Here is a 17,644-nt window from a genome sequence, read left to right on the forward strand (position 1 = left end):
TCTACGGTGCGGCTTAGGTGCCTACATCCAGAACCCACCAGATCTTGCCGTTACGCTCTTGATGCCATGCAAAGCCCATGTTGCGCGCGCGCGGATCCATCAGGATGCGGCGGGTGTTGGGGTCTGCCATCCAGGCTGACAGGGTCTGAAGTTCACTTTCGAAGGTCTCGGAAAGTGTCTGGCCGATGTAACGCCCCGAATACCCGACGCGCTGGGCGCGATCCAAGGGTGACGATCCGTCAGATCCGAAATGCCACGGGCGGTTCTGTACCGACATGTCCTTGGCGTGGGTCTTGGCGGCGGCATTCAGTTGGCTGTTCAACTGCAGGGGGCCGGCACCGGACGCAGCCCGCAGCTCGTTCACGGAATCGAGCATGCGATACTGGATGGTCGAGGTTTTCGCCGCCGAAATCCGATACACTTTGACACCGTTGCCAGTCGTGGTTGTTCCAGTAGAGCAAGCTGCCAGTGTGGTTGCTGTGGCCAATGCCAACAAAATCGCGCGCATTTGTATCTCACCAATAAAAACTTGTTTCCCTGTTTCTCTATAGACAGAATGCGATGAATTCAAACAACGGGCGCGTGATCTTGCCTATTTCACAGCTGTTTGAATTGCGACTGATGCGAACGCGCAATATAGAGGCGTTTAATAAAAGTGATTTGTTTGGAGTGGCGAGATGAATGACAAGACAGGATTGAAGATCGGACGCCGCGCGTTTCTTAGCGGGGCCGCTGCCGTCGCGGGCGGCGTGGCGACACCGGCCATTGCGCAGTTTGACAACTCGACCGAGGTTGAGCGTGATCTGACCGAGGTGGTTAAACGCAACATTTCAAGCTTCCGTACGCTGAACTGGCAGCCCTATTTCAGCAACACCAAAAACGGTGTGATCCTGGTGGATATCAGCTCGCGTTGCTTGCACTATTGGTCCGAAGACCAGTCGGTCTATCGTCTGTACCCGACCTCGGTGCCGCTAAGTGAAGATCTGACCCGCCGTGGCCGCACCAGCGTGATCCGCAAGGTCGAAGGCCCGTCTTGGGCACCGACCCCAGCAATGCGCAAGCGTAACCCGGAATGGCCCGCCTTTGTGGGCCCGGGTCCTGACAACCCGCTGGGTACCCACGCGTTGTATCTGGGTTGGAAATACTACCGGATCCACGGCACCCACGACACGCGTAAGATTGGGCGCCAGTCGTCGAACGGCTGCATTGGCCTGTATAACGAACATATTGCCGAGCTTTTCGCACTGACGAAGAACGGCGCGCAGGTTCTGTTGATCTAAACGCGACACACCGCAGAAACAAAAAAGCCCCGCAAACTGCGGGGCTTTTCTTTTGGCGATGTGCTGGGATCAGACGCTTTCGTCGATCCACGACTGCAGGGCCGCTTTCGGAGCCGCGCCAACCTTGTTCGAGATCACCTGACCGTCTTTGAACATGAACAGTGCCGGAATGCCGCGTACGCCCATCTGAGCAGGCGAATTCGGGTTTTCGTCCACGTTTACCTTCACGATTTTGACTTTGCCTTCGTACTCGGCCGACAGCTCTTCCAGGGCTGGTCCGATCTGTTTGCAGGGGCCACACCATTCGGCCCAGAAATCTACAACAACGGGAACATCCGCGTTGCGGACTTCTTCGTCAAAGGTGGCATCGGTGACAGCGACGGTTGCCATTAGCATTCTCCTGAAATTTTGGTTGGTCAGAACCTAGGTAGCCAGACCCTCAGCGTCAAGGCGACCAAATGCGTCATCGACAAGTTGGTCGTCCAACGGCATCAGCTCACGCGTTTGTGTCCACAGGATCGCGGTGTGGACAGGACGGTCGGGATAAAGCGCGCGCAGCATCCAGCGATAGGCCCCCATCTGGCGCAGCAAACCCTCTGGGGTTTGGTCTGGATGTTCGGGGGTGATGCGGTTCGATTTAAAATCCACGGCCAATACTTGATCATCTGTCACGATCAATCGGTCGATAAACCCGTGCAGTATCTGCGATGGTACATCAGGCAGATGCCCTGTGATCGGAGCTTCCGCGATGCTGTTTGCATCAAATAGATGGATCAGAGTCGGGTCGGTCAAAAGCGCCGTTACTTCGTCCGATAGGCTTTCAATTACGTTCGCTTCAGCTGCATCCGGGCCAGTGGACAACAGATGTCGGGCCATCGCGCTCCAAGTTTCCGGCGGGGTATTTGGCAGATGCTCTAGCAGCAGGTGTATCTGTCGCCCGCGGATCAAAGGGTCCTCGTCGCCAAACAACTCAATTTCGCCGGGCAAAGCCTTTGCCCCGCCCAGATCAGAGGGCGACAAGGGCTTGGGTGCGCTGGCAGGTAGAGAAGCGTTGGTGGTCAGCCAATCTGGCAGCGGGTTTCGCTTGGCGTCTGGCGCTTTGGTGTCGTTTGCACCGGGCTCTGGCCATTCGCCGGTATGAAAGCGTTTGCCCATTCCTGTGGGAAACGGGCAATCTGCACCGCCTGCCCGCTCCATCGCGGTTTCGCAGATGCGGTACCAGCCAGTATCGGCTTTCCCAAGATCTCCTGCGGCAGTCAGAACGAGCCACTGTTCAGCGCGGGTCATAGCGACATACAGCAAACGCGTACGTTCTTCGATTTCAGCCTCTTTCAGGCTTTCGGCTACGTCCTCGATGGCGTCGGTCCGATCCGCTTTCGATGGGAACCAGAACGGCTGATCCGCGGACAGTTTCCCGATCTGCGGTGGGTCTGAGGCGCGGCGCGCTGCCAGATCCGGCAAAAGAACAATCGGAGCCTCAAGCCCCTTTGAGCCGTGGATCGTCATGACCCGTACCAGATGCCCCTTGCTGTCCACCTGACGCTTGATCGTGATGTCACCGGTCTCTAGCCACGAGATAAAGCCGGTCAGGCTGGGGATTTCGAGCCGCTCATAGTTCATCGACTGATGAAGAAGAGCGTCGATGCCGTCCTCGGCCTCTTGCCCCAACCGTGCCAGCAGCTTCTTGCGACCGTCATGACGGGTCAGAATGCGCTCTAATAGTTCGTAAGGACGCAAGAAATCCGCGCGGTCCCGCAGGTCATGAAGTGTCTCTAATGTTGCTGAAAATTGCTCTGCTTGATCTGACAAAGCCCTCCACAGAAAGGTGTTCTTTCCGCGATAATGCGCTAGGCGGAACAGGTCATCTTCGCTCCACCCGAACAAGGGGGACCGCAAAACGGTGGCCAGCGAAAGATCATCTTCTGGCGTTGCAAGGAAAGACAAAAGAGCGGTCAGATCCTTAACCGCAAGTTCCGCCCCGATGCGCAGTTGGTCTGCCCCGGCAATCGGAATGTCGCGGGCTTTGCAGGCGCGGATCAGTTCGTGAAACAGCTCGCTTCTGGATCGGACCAGAACCAGAATGTCGCCGGGATCGACAGGGCGCGATCCGCCTTTGTCGTCGGGTAGGCTCTCTTCCCGGATCATGCGTTGGATCTCATCGGCTAAATTGTCGGCCAGCTGTACGCGGTGATCGCGCGGGGACGGGCGGTCAACGGGATCGTTCCAATCCCGATCTTCTTCGTGCTTCACGGGCTCGATTGACGGCCACAGGTCCACGCGTCCCGGTTTGTCGCCAAAAAACGCCCGGTGCTTGAAGCCGCCACCAAGGCCGGACCGCCCTTCCAGTGCCATATCTACGAACCCCAGTACGGCGGCCGAGGAACGGAAGGAATATTCCAGCGGCTGAACTGCCAGCGCGCGCCCGACCTGTTGCAAGCGATCCGCAAAACTGTGCTGCATCCGCTGAAATTCGGCCGGTTCCGCACCTTGGAAGGAATAAATCGACTGTTTCGGGTCGCCGACCACGAAAATCGTGCGCTCCACATCATCCCGCGCGCCGGACCCGGTGGTGAACTCCCGCGCAAGGCTGTCGATCACGCGCCATTGCACGGGGCTGGTGTCCTGCGCTTCGTCCACCAGAATGTGATCGATGCCGCCGTCCAATTTGAACAGCACCCACGCAGCGACCGAAGGATCGGTCAACAGCCCGCCTGCTTTCAGGATTAGGTCGTCAAAATCCAACCATCCTCGCGCCAGTTTGGCAGCTTCGTATTCCTGTACGAAAGCGTGCGCGAAACGATACAGAACCTGCGTTCGCTTCGCGTTATGCAAGGCCAACCGTTTGTGCCGCGCGTCCTCGACGCGGGTCATCAGGTCGTTCAGCTGATCCATGATGGGTGCCAGCGCGCCGGACTGCAGAGATTTGGTCGGTACAGACCCTATCTTTGCGGAAAAGGGAGGTTTTTGCAGGAGAAAGATCTTTTCGAGCTGCTGTAGCAGGCCTAGGTTTGGCTGGGACAGGTCCGCCCCTTGAAGTGCTTCGGCGCGCTTCTGATCCTGTGCACTGCCCGTGGCTGATCCAGCGCGAAACTTGGTGAGCACATCCAGATCGTCCGACGCAAAGCACCCTTCAAGGACCGCTTGCAAATCATCCCCAGTCGCCAACCCAAACCAGTTGTTGATTTGTTCTTCGTCTTTCTCATCCACAAACATCATCCGGGCCGAGGTGATGCCAGCGGTCAGCCGCATCAGGTCCTCACCAGTAAACAGTTGCGCCAGATCCTGCACCAATCCCCTTTGCGGCCCGCCGCTCATCTGCTCCAGAATTTTGGCGCGAAGATCGTTGGCAGCGCGGTCATCCATTTCGGTGAACTGGGGGGATACGCCAGCTTCGGTCGGGAACCGACGCAAAAGCGAGGCGCAATAGGCGTGAATTGTCTGAATCTTCAGCCCGCCGGGGGTCTCAATCGCGCGGGCGAACAATTGACGCGCCAACGAAAGGTCGCGTGCACCTTCAACGCCCAGTTCGGCCAGCGCCTTGGTCAGGCTGTCGTCATCCTTCATCGCCCACTCGCCCAGGCGTAGGAACAGGCGGTTCTGCATCTCGCTTGCGGCGGCCTTGGTATATGTCAAACACAGGATGTTCTGCGGGGATACGCCATCCAGCAACAGGCGCGCCACGCGGTCGGTCAGAACGCGGGTTTTTCCCGACCCTGCATTGGCCGACAGCCAGGTTGATGCGGTGGGATCAGCGGCGCGGATCTGGGCAAGAGTTGCGTCGTTAAACTTCATCGCCCGACCTCCTTCACCACCGGGGTGTCGCTGTCATCCCATTCGCCGTAGCGCGCAAGATGATCATAGTCGCCCGCGAAGCGTTGCATATGCATGGCGCGGCGAGAGGTATAACCCTGTGCGTTGTCATTATAGGCTCTAATAAGGCCCAAAAGCTCGTCTTTGATTGCTGCGATATTGGTAGCCACCAGATTGGTCGAGACCTCTTTCTGCGGTGTCAGTCCGATATAGCTGACCAAAGATACAGATGAAGCATCGATATTTTCGAAGCCGCCGACCTCGGCGATGACAGCCTCGAGCAACAACTGTTTGTCGAAATGCTTTTGCTGCTTCTCGTTCGGGGGCGCGCCGGTTTTATAGTCGTAAATTAGAAGCGATCCGTCCTGATGCCGGTCAATCCGGTCAGCCTTGGCCACAAGGGTGAAATCCGGGTCGTCAAACTTCGTGCGCCCCCAGGTTTCGTTCTCCAGATTGTGCGAGAAATCGCGGCGCAGCAGCTCTTGCTGGACAAACCACGGCGCAATCCGGTCAATCCGCGCCTTCCAAAGGATGCGAGTGGCAAGGTTGGGCACGTGCTCGGCCAGAATGTCGTCCGCGATCTGGCGCAAGCGATCCTGTTCCTGTTCGGGGTTCGGATCGTCGGGCAAAGACGCCACATAGTTCTCGAACACATCGTGCAGCACCGTCCCGCGCATCAAAGCATCTGAGCCGCGCAATAGCGGATCAAGCGCTCGCAAATGGAGCACTTTGTCCGCATAGATCGCAAAGGGATCACGGATAAGCTTTGTCACCCCCGTGGCTGACAGCTGTCTGGGCCTGCTCGACAGCGGTGGGGATGGAGAAGGTCTGTTTTCAGCTGGAATAGTCACAGTAGGTTGGTCAATCTGACGCGCGAATTCCAGCCATTGTGCGCCACGTGCGCGCATATCCTGCAAGGCTTGCTCTCCGTCAGATGACATGCCTGCCATCAAGTTGCAGATGCGATTTAGCCAGCGGGACGGAATGGTTTCGCTGTCTTCGTCTTTGACAGAGCGGGTTAGGATCACCTCTGACGTGGCGATGGCCTGCTGGAAATCATGTGCCGACAAGCCAACACGTCGTTCGGGCAGGGAAAGCCCAACTTGCAGCCGCATCTGACGGTTCAACCACGGATCTGGGCCGGGTAGTTCAGGCCAGATCCCATCATTCAATCCTGCCAGAATGACGCGTTCTGCCCCTTGAACACGTGCCTCGAGTGTACCCCAAAACATCACGCCGGGATGGGGTGTATTGGGATCGCGAACCTCGCCCTTCGACAAGATAGAGCGGAACAGATCGCGATAGGCAAGTGGGGATAGAACGCCTCCATGTACCGCATTATCTGCAAGGTTAGAGACTATTTCCTGACACAACTGCCCCGCCGCACGGTTCCAAAGTTCGCCCGTGCCCTCGCCATCTGGTCCCCGGGCAATTGCGCGCGCAAGATCAAGATGTTGGTCCAAAAGTTCGGCGAGAGGTAAGTCGGCAGAAATTGGTTCTGACAGACAATAGTCCGCGACCCAGTTCGCCCAAATGGCACGCTTTGGCTCTTCTTCAAATTTTTGCGCCCATTCTAAAAGCCCATCCCGATCGGGAACCGAAGCTGATCCCCGCAGCACCTGAAGCTCCAGATCACGAGTCCAGCGCAGATGATCTCCGCGAGCGTCTCCGCCTGTGTTTGTTAACGGATGCTTCAGAAGGGCCAGCAATCGGTCAGCAGCGGGAGCTTCACACATCATAACAGTAATCTGCCGAAGAAACCGGCCCGGAGCCGACAAAGCCAGCGGGCGACCGGCGCTGTCATCAGGTTCGATATTCCAGCGATCCAAAGCGGCCGCGACCTGCCGGGTCAGGATCCTGTCTGGCGTAATCAGAGCGACGCTGACCCCGTCTTTCACGGAACGTCGCAAGACCGCGGCGATAGCCAGTGCTTCGTCACGGGGAGTTTTGGCTTCGACCAGTGTTAGGTTTTCCGTGGCCCTTTCGATGTTTTCAAAACGTCGCCCCTCAATCTGCCACTGGTCCGTCACAGGGGCAGGGCGCAACGCAAGAGAGATCAGTTTGTTTCGTTCAGGTGCCACGGGATCAAGGTCAGACCAATTCCGAACCTCGTTCCGGCTTGTCTCTAGTCGTTTCAGAAGCGCAGCAAAGCGATACTGTGGGTGATCTTCGGCGGACAGAGCATCTTCCAGACTACGCCATGTTTGCTCGGGCAAGTCCGTATCAAAACCGGGCAGGATCAATGCTCCTTGCGGAAGGCGCGCGACCGCTTGCATCAAAAGCGACGTGGTCCCGCGTGACCCGGTCGAGCCGGCAATCAGGATTGGGTGATCGGGGGGGGACACCTTCCACCCTTCGATGATCTTGGAGACAACCATTCGCTGTCGTGTTTCGGCGTCTGGGGCATGGCCAGCCTCAGGATCGAAGAATGGGTTGATCAGGGAAAGAAACCGCAGGCTGCGTGCCCAATGCTCGGACATATCTTGGACATCAAGTGTCTCTAACGCAGCGGGATTTATGCCCTCACCGTGCATCTCGTCCATTAGCTTGGCAACGCTGTCGGCCAGATCAAAGGCTGCGCTTTTTGGCGCTAGATCAGGCTCTTTATCTAGAAGCGCCAGGATCAGTTGATGCAACTCTAACTGACGACGCAACGGGGACACGGCGTTGGGGATCGTGCTGTCCAGCGGCATCTGCGCTAGGTCGGTGATCAGTCTTAGTCGTGGAACAAACCCCGGTTGATCGTCAAACAGGGTGCGCACCCGATTCAACATGCGTCGAGAATTCACGAACAGCTCGACCCGCGCGATGTCATGCGGTGAGCGGTCCCGCATACGGTGGCGCAGCCCTTGGACCAGCGCCTTGGGAAAATCTATCCCCAACGGGACACCGTAGACACGTGCACTTGACGAAGGATCAAACATTGCGATCCCCGAGCATTTCCTCGGCCAATGTAATTCCGTCCGGGTGCCCGACATCACACCATGACCCGCCGTAGGGCAGACCAAACAGGCGGTCGGTTTGCTGTATGACATCCCAAACAGAGTTCAGCGAGAAAACGTCGTCCGACACGTCATTGACCGGAGGTGTCTTGATGATCTGACAGCCTGTGTAAACCAGTCCCGGGCCTCGGGTTAGCTGGCCATTTGGATCCATCAGGAAATCGCCTTGCCCGAGATGGCCGATGGCGTGTTCGGGCGGAACCAAAAGCATAAGCGCGTCCATCTGGTCGGGATTCCACGCCAGCAAAAGCGACTGAATGGGATTGGGACCGGACCAAACTGCATCAGCGTTCAGGGTAAACACCGCATTCGTTTTATGCAGGGTTAGAGCCTGTTTCAGGCCGCCCCCGGTTTCCAGAAGTGTGTTTTCGTGTGAAAAAATAACGTCCCGATCCGACAGATGGGTGTGGATTTGGTCTGCCAGATAATGCGTGTTCACGATGACCTGCGAGATGTCTTGCACCCCATCCACAATCTCTAACGCGTGATCCAGAAGCGGCTTGCCGGCTACAGAGATCATCGGTTTTGGCTGCGTTTCCGTCAGCGCACCCATTCGAGTGCCGCGCCCGGCGGCAAAGATCATTATTGTGTCAGGCATGGCTGTCTGAGCCTTTCAAGATGGGCGTGGTCGGGTTCGGTCAAGATGGCGTTCAACTGCGCGCGTAACTTTGCAAGGGGCGGATGTTTCAGGTCCGCTTGAAGAAGTCGCCAGACGCGTGGGATCAAATCGACATAGTGCGGTTTGCCCATCTGTTGCGACAGGCGTGCGAAGATCCCAAGGATGCGAAGATTGCGCTGGACTGCGACAAGGTGGAACTCATTTTGAAAGGCGTCGTGATCCAGCCCGCGGCGCTTGGCGAATGTTTCGCGCGCCGACTGCGCGAAATCGTCCGACACTTCGCGCCGCACATCCCGCAAAAGGGACACCAGATCATAGCTGGGCAATGTATTCACCGCGTCTTGAAAGTCCAACAGTCCAACGCGCGCTACGCCCGCTCGTTTTGACAGCCAATGCAGGTTTTGAGCATGGAAGTCGCGTAGTGAAGTTCGAAGCTCGGTCTGGAAAGGGGCCAGCGCATCCTCGATCGCGGTCAAAGCCTCGTTCATTATGGTGGCGGGCTGAGGGGTGTAGTGCAGAAAGGCCAAGTCACAAGCGCTGGCCAATTGAGGGATGTCATAGTTTGCGACCTGTGCGGGATCAGCATCCAGCACATTATGAATGACGTCAATTGCGCTGAAATAGTAACTGTTTTCTAGTGACGCATCCCGGTCAATCAAGGACGCGAAATCATCGTCGCCGAAGTCTTCAAGCACCAGGAAACCGCTTTGCAGATCAGAGGCAAAGATCTGCGGAGCAGACAGCCCAAGCGCAGAAAGATACTGTGCCATGTCGACAAATGGCTTCAACGAGCCACAGGTCTGTGGTGGTGCATCCATCAGGATTGCGGGGTGCTGGCTGTGTGTCCGAAAGTAACGCCGAGCCGAAGCATCCCCGGTCAGGGGTATGAACTGTGCATCAGCCCAATCAGTTTCTGCCAGAAAAGCGTGGCGATCATGTGTGCGCTGATCGCTCATGACAAAGCCTTTTGGATGCGAGCTTCCCACAGCTCGGACGGGCCCGAAATTTGGACGTGCCGAAGATCTGGGTCGTCCGAGGTGCCGCCGGTCGAGAACGTCATTGCAAGGGCGTCCTGCGGAATCAGCGCACCCAGACGGTCGGGCCATTCAACAAGGCAGATTGCGGTGTCGAATGCGTCGATAAGGCCAAGCTCTTCCACTTCGTCGGGGTGGGTCAGGCGGTAAAGGTCGGAATGCCAAATTTCGCAGGTGGTGTCGTCATAGGTCTGAACCAGCGTAAATGTCGGCGAAGGGACATCTTCGACCAGCTCATGCGCTGCCAGCCGTGACTGGATCAACGCACGGGCAAAGTGGGTTTTACCAGCCCCGATCCCGCCAGACAGCAGGATCACATCGCCAGCGCTCAGCTGCGCGGCAAGCGCGGTGGCGAAGGCAGTCGTATGATCTGGTGTCGGAAATGTAAGGTCGAGGTGAAAGGCGTGCGTCATAGGACGAGTTTTAGACGCCCTGAGCGCCGGTGCAAGACCGGATCCCCTGGTCTGGTGTCAGGGTGTCAAAGACAGGGCTGATTTCGGCGCAGGTTGAAGATCGCGCTGGGCTGGATGAACGTGAAACCGGGCCATGGTGGCACCGCGGACCATGGGCACAAATTGGCAATCGACCTGCCGTCCATCGAGAAGGGCGATATGATCCGTCCAGGATTGGCGTTCACCGTGGGCGGCCACGAATTCCTTCAGCATACGCCAAACAGGCGTGTCACCAGCGGTGCTGCGCCATGTGCGGATCGCATCGCCCAGATTGATGTCCTCTAGCGTGGTCGAGGGATCGTTGCCCCAGAGTTTGGTATAGGCCGCGTTGGACATGGACAGCACCCCGCCAGGCGAGAAGATGGCAATCGCATCTTCGATGCAATCCAACGCGGATTGGCCCATCTCAAGCTCGCGACGGAACCGACGGGTCAGCGATATCTCCGAAGTGATATCTTCAAACAGAAATGCCACAGCGCCATCCGGGTGGGGGCGCCCCGTCACGCGATAGGTCTGGCCGGTTGGCAGCGACCACGTTTCTTCATAAGTGCCGTTCACGGCTGCGCTTTCCAGATCCGTCATCTGCTGCCGCCACGATACATAGTCCTTCGGCTCAGGCATCATGCGTTTCTCGCGCAGGCGATCAAGGAAGGCGAAGAGGGTGGGTTGCCCGACAAGGAACGAGGCGCTCATCGCCAGAATGTCGGTTAGCGCTGGGTTAAACAGGCTAAGCTGTCGTTTGCGATCGAAAATGGCCAATCCAATGGGCAGATGCGCAAAGGTCTTGGTCAGAGTGGTGACAAACTCGGCCCGCGACTTTTCGGCATTCACAACGCGATCTACGGGAATGGCTGTCATCAAGGTCTCGTCCCCCAGAGCGGCGTCGTAAAGCTCGAACCAGTGTCGTTTGCCGTCGACCGGCAGTTGAACCGCAACGCGGCGCGGTGTTTCCAAGTCCTTGGCATCTTCAAGCCGAGGCCTATCGAACAGCTTGCTGGGGGGCCAGCTTGCCACCCCGTCAGTGCCGCCGGGTTCGGCGGCCTGATCCAGATAGGATCTATTCGCCCAGGTGATTTTACCGTTGGTATCCTCGCGCCATATCATAACCGGAACATGTTGCGCGGTGGCGCGCAGCCCTTCCAGTTCGTCCCGAAGGGCGTCAAACGTCATCCGATCCACGATTGGAGCACCACCGCTGGCGTCGTCGAAGTTCAACTGAACCCTCGCCAATCCATCGCGCCATTCAGCTTCAATTCGATGTGCCCCATCCACCGAGAGTATGGAGAGATTTCCAAGCTCAGCCAGTTCTCCGACCTGCTCGGTCAGATTGGGAAAGCGGGATTCAAGGACATGGGACAGGTGTTGCCAATCCGAACCCGATCCTTGTTTTGGAAGGGCGTCCAAGATCTGCCGGCCAGCGGGCGTGGCATCAGTGAGTATCTGGTCATTGAATAAAAACACCACACTGTCTTTTTCATGCGCGGTTTGCTTTCGCAGTTTTTGATCTTTTGCCGGGTCCAGCACTGACAAAATGTACAGCGCTGCGATTGAAATCGTCAGGGCCGTCAGAACCAGCGCCACTGCGTAAAATGTATTCAGCATATCCACACCTGTCGTTTCGGCGGGCTGCCTCCCGCGTTATCAACAGTGTGAGCCTAGGCCAGTGTGGTTAATGAAGGTTTAATCGTGCCAAACGCCTTGAAACTAGGGGCGTTTCAGCCCGCATCATGGGCGAAATGGATGTTTTCCCCCAATGCGCCGCTTGTGTTTGTCGCTTCCAGACCATGTGTACCACGCGGCCATTCCACTTGTGCAATCGCCCCAGATTTTTCTCGTGGGTGGGGGCGACCGGTATAAGGCGACGAGGCATTGGCGAAATGCAGCGTTGCCCCTGTGCGTTCAAGCAGGGTCTTTGCGATAAACAGCCCCAGACCCATCCCTTTATAGGCCTGACGCTGGCCGCGTTCTGCCTGCGACTTGCGGCGGCGAATGAACGGGTCGCCGATCCATCCCAGAACTTGCGGGGAATACCCCTTGCCGTCGTCCAGAATTCGGATGGTGATGCGCTCATCGTTCCAACACAACTCGATCCAGACCTTGGTCGAGGCGAAATCCACCGCGTTCTGGATCAGGTTGCGCAGCCCGTGAATGATCTCGGGTCGGCGCATGAGGATGGGTTGATCCAGAGGATCGGCCTCAATGCAGGTAATTTCAATCTCAAGCGCCTTGCCGCGTTCGCGGTGGGGCTCGGCTGCTTCTTCGATCAGGGCGATCAGAGGCGCATGCTTAACAAGCATGTCATCCTTGCCAGCCCGGCCCATGGACTGAAGAATGTCCCGGCAGCGATCAGCCTGTTCACCGATAAGTCGGGCGTCGTCGCGCAGTTCGTCATCCCCATCCAGCTCTTCTACCAGCTCAGAGGACACCAACTTGATCGTTGCAAGCGGCGTGCCAAGCTCGTGCGCGGCTGCGGCCACCACGCCGCCCAGATCGGTCAGGTTCTGTTCGCGGGACAGGGCCATCTGGGTGGCCAGCAGTGCTTCGGACATCGACCGCATCTCGGACGAGATCCGGCGCGTATAAAGCCCAATGAAGCCGACCGAGATTGTGACCGACACCCAAAGGCCAAAAACGAACAGATCGGGCATCTGCAAAATGCCTGTCGCGGTTTGAAGTGGGATGTTGATCCAAGTCACCAAGCTGGTCGCGGCAATCGCGACAGCTCCGACAAGAATGGTCGACCGAGTCGACAAAGCGGTGGCGGCGACCGTCACCGGGGCAAGGATCAGCACCATGAAGGGGTTGTGAATGCCGCCAGTCAGAAACATCATCACGCCCAATTGCAGCGTATCGAAGACCAGAATTCCGGCGGCCTGACGCTCGTTCAAACGGGTGTTGCGCGGGAAAAGCGTGCTGGACACAAGGTTGGCGATCACTGCGACCCCGATGGCAGCAGCTACCAAACCGAACGGTATTTGGACGGTAAAGAACTGAACGGCCACGGCAATTGCCGCAATCTGACCTGCAACCGCCGCCCAGCGCAGAAGGATCAGCGTGCGCAAGCGCACCCAACTGCTTTGCTGGCTGCCAACTGCGGCATCAGTTGCCGGGTCTGTCTGTCGTTCCGCCATTTGTGATCAGCCAGATTTGCTTTTTCGGTTGCGTCAATCTGTTCTCTTGCTAGTCGTGACGAAAGGCAGGATCAATGCCTGCGCGAACAAACCGGAGAATTTCTATGCAACGCATCTATGCTGTGACGGCCGCAACGGCGATTGTGGCGCTTGTCGGGGTGACATGGTTTGTCACCAGTGGAGAAGAAGATGCGTTTGCCGAATGCCGTGCAGGCGCCATCGGGACAGGCGTCGCCTCGATCGGTGGTCCATTCGAGCTGACAGATGAGACCGGCAAACTTGTGACCGAGAAAGACGTGATCACTAAACCCACGCTGGTTTACTTTGGTTATACGTTCTGCCCCGACGTTTGCCCCTTGGACAACGCTCGCAACGCCGAAGCGATGCGCATTCTTGATGGTCAGGGCTATGACGTGCAGTCGGCCTTCATTTCGATCGACCCAGAGCGCGACACGCCCGAGCATCTGGCGGATTTCACCAGCTATATGCATGACAATATGGTCGGCCTGACGGGTACGCCTGAACAGGTCAAAGCGGCCAGCCAAGCCTATAAGACCTATTACCGTAAGCAAGAGCCGGAAGAAGGGATGGAAGAGTATTATCTGATGGATCACTCGACCTTCACTTATCTGATGTTCCCCGAAAGCGGGTTCGCGGATTTCTTCAAGCGAGATGAGACGCCAGAGTCCATGGCAAAGCGGGTAAGTTGCTTCATTGACGCAGGTGCATAGCAAGCATCGCTGCGTCAAAATTGACCTTACGGTCTAAAATACCTAGGTATCTGAGTGCAGACGCAAACCGGAGGTTGCTGCGATGACCACTGAGGAACTCAAGCCAATTGGTGAAGACGCCTCCCTTCTATTGGTAGACGACGACGAACCGTTTCTGCGCCGTTTGGCGCGCGCGATGGAAAAACGCGGATTTGCGCCTGAAATGGCAGGATCTGTGGCTGCAGGCAAAGCCATCGCAACGGCACGTCCGCCAGCCTATGCTGTGGTTGATCTGCGGCTTGACGATGGCAACGGACTGGATGTGGTGGAAACCATCCGGGATAAGCGTCCCGATGCTCGGATCGTGGTTCTGACCGGATACGGCGCGATTGCCACCGCTGTGGCTGCAGTCAAGCTGGGCGCGGCGGATTACCTGTCGAAGCCCGCGGATGCCAACGACATCACAGCCGCATTGCTGGCGATGCCGGATGAGCTGCCTCCTCCGCCGGAAAACCCCATGTCCGCCGACCGCGTACGTTGGGAACATATCCAGCGTGTGTACGAACTGTGCGACCGCAACGTGTCGGAAACCGCGCGTCGTCTAAACATGCACCGCCGCACGCTTCAGCGCATTCTGGCCAAACGCAGTCCGAAATGAGGGCGCTTTTTGCGGGCGTCATTGGTCTTGCGCTGCTATCTGCCTGTGTTCAGCCCGAGGGACAAACACGCCAAAAGCACCAAGGGGTTGAGTTCGCGCCAGATGCGCAAGGTTTGGCCGTGCTTCCCAGTAATCAGCGGGTAGATTTTGGGCGATCCCCCAAAGGTGTGATCCCCGCGATGATCCGCGAACTTGGCCGACCAACTGCGATGTCGCTGAACGACTGTCCCGCTGGTATCACCCAACGTCTGCGCTGGGCGGATTTGGAGCTTAGCTTCACATCCGAGCGTTTCGTGGGCTGGAAGCGTGGAACCGAACAGCAAGGGCGCGTATGCGCCTGAGTCGTGATTGGCGAATTGCGGCTCTAATCCACGTCAAAGCGCTTGCGGATTAGTCCGGGTTCGGTGGCGTAGGTCGCAAACCCAATCGCACTGTAATACCCTAAACCTTTGTGGTTATCGTCTCCGATCGAGGCCTCAATGGTCTTGATCCCAGCCGACCGCGCAGCCTCAAGTGTCGAAGCAAACATCGCTCGTCCGATCCCGCCACGCCCGGCATCCAGCGCAACATATGTTCCGATCTCGCCCCAGCCGTCTGGCGTGTCGTAGACGTTTGCTGTTTTCGGCAAGATGAGAGACTGAAAACCAACCAGTCGCCCGTTGTCTTCAATCGCTACGGTGCATCGGATGTTATCTGGATTTTGAATATAGTTTGCGAGCATATGCTCAGGATCACGCCGCCGCGCACTTTTCCAACTTTCCAAGATGGGTGTGATCAGATCGCTCATCGCGTGGGCGTCTTCTGGGGCAGCCTCGCGTGTCGTGATCATCCCATCTGCTCCAAAAGGTCATTGTGGCGGGCGGTGAAATCGGCGCGGACCTCGGCAGGAGGACGCAGGGTGATGTCCAGCCCTTTGGTGATCGTGGGATCCGGCACACCAAAGAACTTCCCGGCTTCTTCGACACTGAACCCAGCGATTTGCGTGGCCTCAAGAAAGGCCGACACTCTGTCCGCACGCTTTATCGCCTTTTTCACCGTCGCGGGGATCTTCGCGGGCAGGCCAAAACGGATGTGAATGGCGGCGGTCAGGCGATCGTCCAGTTCTCCGTATCCTGCACCAACCGAGGCTTTCACGGGCGAGATCATGTCGCCGATCACGTATTCTGGCGCGTCATGCAACAGCGCAGCCAGCTGCCATTTGACCGGCGCTTTGGGGTTCATGCGCGTATAAAGCGCCTCGACCAACAAAGAGTGCTCGGCCACGGAATAGGGGAAATCGCCAAAGGTCTGTCCGTTCCACCGCGCCACGAAAGCAAGGCCGTGGGCGATGTCCTCGATCTCGATATCGACAGGGGTGGGATCCAGAAGATCCAGCCGTCGACCAGAGAGCATCCGTTGCCATGCACGGGGTTGAGCGGGCATTTTGCGTCCTTCCCTTGGAATTCAACCCGCAATGTCGCCTTTTTCCGGCGCAAGTCAATTGGCCTTCATTGCGCGTTCAAAGATTGGATGATAGGGCAGGTCGAACAGTAATGAGATCAGGACCGGAGAAATACCGTGACTAAGGACTATATCGTTAAAGACATTGCTCTGGCCGAGTTTGGCCGTAAAGAGTTGAACATCGCAGAAACCGAAATGCCGGGCCTGATGGCTCTGCGCGAAGAATACGGTGAGACCAAGCCGCTGGCTGGTTCACGGATCGTTGGTTCGCTGCACATGACCATTCAGACCGCCGTTCTGATTGAAACATTGGTCGCGCTGGGCGCGGATGTGCGCTGGGCATCGTGCAACATCTTCTCAACCCAAGACCACGCAGCCGCTGCGATTGCGGAAGCCGGTGTTCCGGTCTTCGCCATCAAAGGCCAGTCGCTGGAAGAGCACTGGGATTATCTGGACCTGTCATTCCAGTTCCCCGAAGGTCCGAACTTGATCTTGGACGACGGCGGCGACGCCACCCTGTACATCCTGCTGGGTGCCCGCGCCGAAGCTGGCGAAGATCTTGGCGTTCCGGGTTCGGAAGAAGAAGAAGTCATCCACGCCCAGATCAAAAAACGCATGGCGGCCAGCCCCGGTTGGTTCACCAAAATGCGTGACCAGATCAAAGGTGTCTCGGAAGAGACCACCACTGGTGTTCACCGCCTGTACGATCTGGTGAAGAACGGCCAGTTGCCCTTCCCCGCGATCAACGTGAACGACAGTGTCACGAAGTCGAAGTTTGACAACAAATACGGCTGTAAGGAATCGCTGGTCGACGGCATCCGCCGCGCCACTGACACCATGATGGCCGGTAAGGTCGCTGTGGTCTGTGGTTACGGTGATGTGGGCAAAGGCTCGGCCGCGTCGCTTAGCGGTGCTGGTGCACGCGTGAAAGTGACCGAGATCGACCCGATCTGCGCGCTGCAAGCCGCCATGGACGGGTTCGAGGTTGTGACGCTGGAAGACGCCGTCGCAGACGCCGACATCTTCATCACAACCACCGGCAACAAAGACGTTATCCGGATCGAGCATATGCGCGCGATGAAGGACATGGCGATTGTTGGCAACATCGGCCACTTCGACAACGAAATTCAGGTGGCAAACCTGAAGAACCACAAGTGGACCAACATCAAAGAACAGGTGGACATGATCGAGATGCCCTCGGGCAACCGCATCATCCTGCTGTCGGAAGGTCGTTTGCTGAACCTTGGCAACGCGACCGGCCACCCGTCCTTCGTGATGTCGGCTTCGTTCACCAACCAGGTTCTGGCTCAGATCGAGCTGTGGACCAAAGGTGACGAGTACAACAACGACGTCTACATCCTGCCCAAGCATCTGGACGAGAAAGTCGCCCGCCTGCACCTGGATCGTATCGGCGTGAAGCTGTCGAACCTTGCCAAAGAGCAAGCGGATTACATCGGCGTTTCGGTTGATGGCCCGTTCAAGCCGGAACACTACCGTTACTGATCGTC

General features: G+C 57.3%; 16 protein-coding genes. 5 read left to right on the forward strand and 11 right to left on the reverse strand.

Translation table 11 applies throughout. The annotated features are described in order from the left end of the window. Positions 1-13: 13 nt before the first annotated feature. On the reverse strand, positions 14-508 hold the full coding sequence (locus ACP15F_RS13850) for a CAP domain-containing protein (RefSeq protein WP_424941411.1): 495 nt from the start codon (positions 506-508) through the stop codon (positions 14-16). 169 nt (positions 509-677) lie between these two features. Between ACP15F_RS13850 and ACP15F_RS13855 the strand changes: the two genes are divergently transcribed. Then, positions 678-1,280 carry a L,D-transpeptidase gene (locus ACP15F_RS13855; protein ID WP_424941412.1) on the forward strand — a complete coding sequence of 201 codons (603 nt, stop codon included), beginning with the start codon at positions 678-680 and terminating at the stop codon, positions 1,278-1,280. Between the two features lie 69 nt (positions 1,281-1,349). On the opposite strand, the gene trxA is transcribed toward ACP15F_RS13855, so the two are convergent. From trxA to regB, 8 genes are all read right to left on the reverse strand, one after another. Further along, positions 1,350-1,670: a thioredoxin gene (gene trxA, locus ACP15F_RS13860; protein WP_424941413.1), complete on the reverse strand. Its 321-nt coding sequence runs from the start codon at positions 1,668-1,670 to the stop codon at positions 1,350-1,352. Between the two features lie 33 nt (positions 1,671-1,703). Then, the gene (addA, locus tag ACP15F_RS13865) at positions 1,704-5,072 is read right to left on the reverse strand and encodes a double-strand break repair helicase AddA (RefSeq protein WP_424941414.1); all 3,369 of its coding nucleotides are present in this window, start codon (positions 5,070-5,072) and stop codon (positions 1,704-1,706) included. Then, complete coding sequence (gene addB / locus ACP15F_RS13870; RefSeq protein ID WP_424941415.1) at positions 5,069-8,014, reverse strand: double-strand break repair protein AddB; 2,946 nt, start codon at positions 8,012-8,014, stop codon at positions 5,069-5,071. Before addB ends, addA begins: the two co-directional genes overlap by 4 nt. Next, positions 8,007-8,690 carry a nucleotidyltransferase family protein gene (locus ACP15F_RS13875; RefSeq protein WP_424941416.1) on the reverse strand — a complete coding sequence of 228 codons (684 nt, stop codon included), beginning with the start codon at positions 8,688-8,690 and terminating at the stop codon, positions 8,007-8,009. The genes addB and ACP15F_RS13875 overlap by 8 nt, the downstream gene beginning before the upstream one ends. Next, complete coding sequence (locus ACP15F_RS13880; protein WP_424941417.1) at positions 8,675-9,667, reverse strand: aminoglycoside phosphotransferase family protein; 993 nt, start codon at positions 9,665-9,667, stop codon at positions 8,675-8,677. The genes ACP15F_RS13875 and ACP15F_RS13880 overlap by 16 nt, the downstream gene beginning before the upstream one ends. Then, the gene (tsaE, locus tag ACP15F_RS13885; protein ID WP_424941418.1) at positions 9,664-10,158 is read right to left on the reverse strand and encodes a tRNA (adenosine(37)-N6)-threonylcarbamoyltransferase complex ATPase subunit type 1 TsaE; all 495 of its coding nucleotides are present in this window, start codon (positions 10,156-10,158) and stop codon (positions 9,664-9,666) included. Before tsaE ends, ACP15F_RS13880 begins: the two co-directional genes overlap by 4 nt. A 57-nt stretch (positions 10,159-10,215) precedes the next feature. Further along, entirely contained in the window at positions 10,216-11,799 is a 1,584-nt protein-coding gene (locus ACP15F_RS13890; protein WP_424941419.1) for a PAS-domain containing protein, read from the reverse strand. 113 nt (positions 11,800-11,912) lie between these two features. After that, the gene (regB, locus tag ACP15F_RS13895; protein WP_424941420.1) at positions 11,913-13,328 is read right to left on the reverse strand and encodes a sensor histidine kinase RegB; all 1,416 of its coding nucleotides are present in this window, start codon (positions 13,326-13,328) and stop codon (positions 11,913-11,915) included. A gap of 104 nt (positions 13,329-13,432) precedes the next feature. Here regB and ACP15F_RS13900 point away from each other — a divergent pair, with 104 nt between their 5' ends. The 3 genes from ACP15F_RS13900 (at position 13,433) to ACP15F_RS13910 (ending at position 15,037) form a co-directional block, all read left to right on the forward strand. Further along, positions 13,433-14,059, forward strand: a complete 627-nt coding sequence (locus ACP15F_RS13900; protein WP_424941421.1) for an SCO family protein — start codon at positions 13,433-13,435, stop codon at positions 14,057-14,059. Between the two features lie 82 nt (positions 14,060-14,141). After that, complete coding sequence (locus ACP15F_RS13905; protein WP_108858055.1) at positions 14,142-14,696, forward strand: ActR/PrrA/RegA family redox response regulator transcription factor; 555 nt, start codon at positions 14,142-14,144, stop codon at positions 14,694-14,696. Then, a complete protein-coding gene (locus ACP15F_RS13910) occupies positions 14,693-15,037 on the forward strand; it encodes a hypothetical protein (RefSeq protein WP_424941422.1) in 345 nt (114 codons plus the stop codon). Before ACP15F_RS13905 ends, ACP15F_RS13910 begins: the two co-directional genes overlap by 4 nt. Positions 15,038-15,060: 23 nt before the next feature. Here the strand turns inward: ACP15F_RS13910 and ACP15F_RS13915 are convergent, their stop codons facing one another. After that, on the reverse strand, positions 15,061-15,525 hold the full coding sequence (locus ACP15F_RS13915) for an N-acetyltransferase family protein (protein ID WP_424941423.1): 465 nt from the start codon (positions 15,523-15,525) through the stop codon (positions 15,061-15,063). Continuing rightward, complete coding sequence (locus ACP15F_RS13920) at positions 15,522-16,118, reverse strand: HD domain-containing protein (RefSeq protein ID WP_424941424.1); 597 nt, start codon at positions 16,116-16,118, stop codon at positions 15,522-15,524. The genes ACP15F_RS13915 and ACP15F_RS13920 overlap by 4 nt, the downstream gene beginning before the upstream one ends. Positions 16,119-16,253: 135 nt before the next feature. Between ACP15F_RS13920 and ahcY the strand changes: the two genes are divergently transcribed. Then, positions 16,254-17,639, forward strand: a complete 1,386-nt coding sequence (gene ahcY / locus ACP15F_RS13925; RefSeq protein ID WP_424941425.1) for an adenosylhomocysteinase — start codon at positions 16,254-16,256, stop codon at positions 17,637-17,639. The last annotated feature ends 5 nt before the right edge of the window (positions 17,640-17,644 follow it).

The organism is Aliiroseovarius sp. S253, assembly GCF_049800855.1.
GTDB lineage: Bacteria > Pseudomonadota > Alphaproteobacteria > Rhodobacterales > Rhodobacteraceae > Aliiroseovarius.

What these genes read in the sequence shown, in the direction of transcription:
- ACP15F_RS13850 (WP_424941411.1), bottom strand. Translation starts at nt 508, where the DNA reads ATGCGCGCGATTTTGTTGGCATTGGCCACAGCAACCACACTGGCAGCT.
- ACP15F_RS13855 (WP_424941412.1), top strand. Translation starts at nt 678, where the DNA reads ATGAATGACAAGACAGGATTGAAGATCGGACGCCGCGCGTTTCTTAGC.
- trxA (WP_424941413.1), bottom strand. Translation starts at nt 1,670, where the DNA reads ATGGCAACCGTCGCTGTCACCGATGCCACCTTTGACGAAGAAGTCCGC.
- addA (WP_424941414.1), bottom strand. Translation starts at nt 5,072, where the DNA reads ATGAAGTTTAACGACGCAACTCTTGCCCAGATCCGCGCCGCTGATCCC.
- addB (WP_424941415.1), bottom strand. Translation starts at nt 8,014, where the DNA reads ATGTTTGATCCTTCGTCAAGTGCACGTGTCTACGGTGTCCCGTTGGGG.
- ACP15F_RS13875 (WP_424941416.1), bottom strand. Translation starts at nt 8,690, where the DNA reads ATGCCTGACACAATAATGATCTTTGCCGCCGGGCGCGGCACTCGAATG.
- ACP15F_RS13880 (WP_424941417.1), bottom strand. Translation starts at nt 9,667, where the DNA reads ATGAGCGATCAGCGCACACATGATCGCCACGCTTTTCTGGCAGAAACT.
- tsaE (WP_424941418.1), bottom strand. Translation starts at nt 10,158, where the DNA reads ATGACGCACGCCTTTCACCTCGACCTTACATTTCCGACACCAGATCAT.
- ACP15F_RS13890 (WP_424941419.1), bottom strand. Translation starts at nt 11,799, where the DNA reads ATGCTGAATACATTTTACGCAGTGGCGCTGGTTCTGACGGCCCTGACG.
- regB (WP_424941420.1), bottom strand. Translation starts at nt 13,328, where the DNA reads ATGGCGGAACGACAGACAGACCCGGCAACTGATGCCGCAGTTGGCAGC.
- ACP15F_RS13900 (WP_424941421.1), top strand. Translation starts at nt 13,433, where the DNA reads ATGCAACGCATCTATGCTGTGACGGCCGCAACGGCGATTGTGGCGCTT.
- ACP15F_RS13905 (WP_108858055.1), top strand. Translation starts at nt 14,142, where the DNA reads ATGACCACTGAGGAACTCAAGCCAATTGGTGAAGACGCCTCCCTTCTA.
- ACP15F_RS13910 (WP_424941422.1), top strand. Translation starts at nt 14,693, where the DNA reads ATGAGGGCGCTTTTTGCGGGCGTCATTGGTCTTGCGCTGCTATCTGCC.
- ACP15F_RS13915 (WP_424941423.1), bottom strand. Translation starts at nt 15,525, where the DNA reads ATGATCACGACACGCGAGGCTGCCCCAGAAGACGCCCACGCGATGAGC.
- ACP15F_RS13920 (WP_424941424.1), bottom strand. Translation starts at nt 16,118, where the DNA reads ATGCCCGCTCAACCCCGTGCATGGCAACGGATGCTCTCTGGTCGACGG.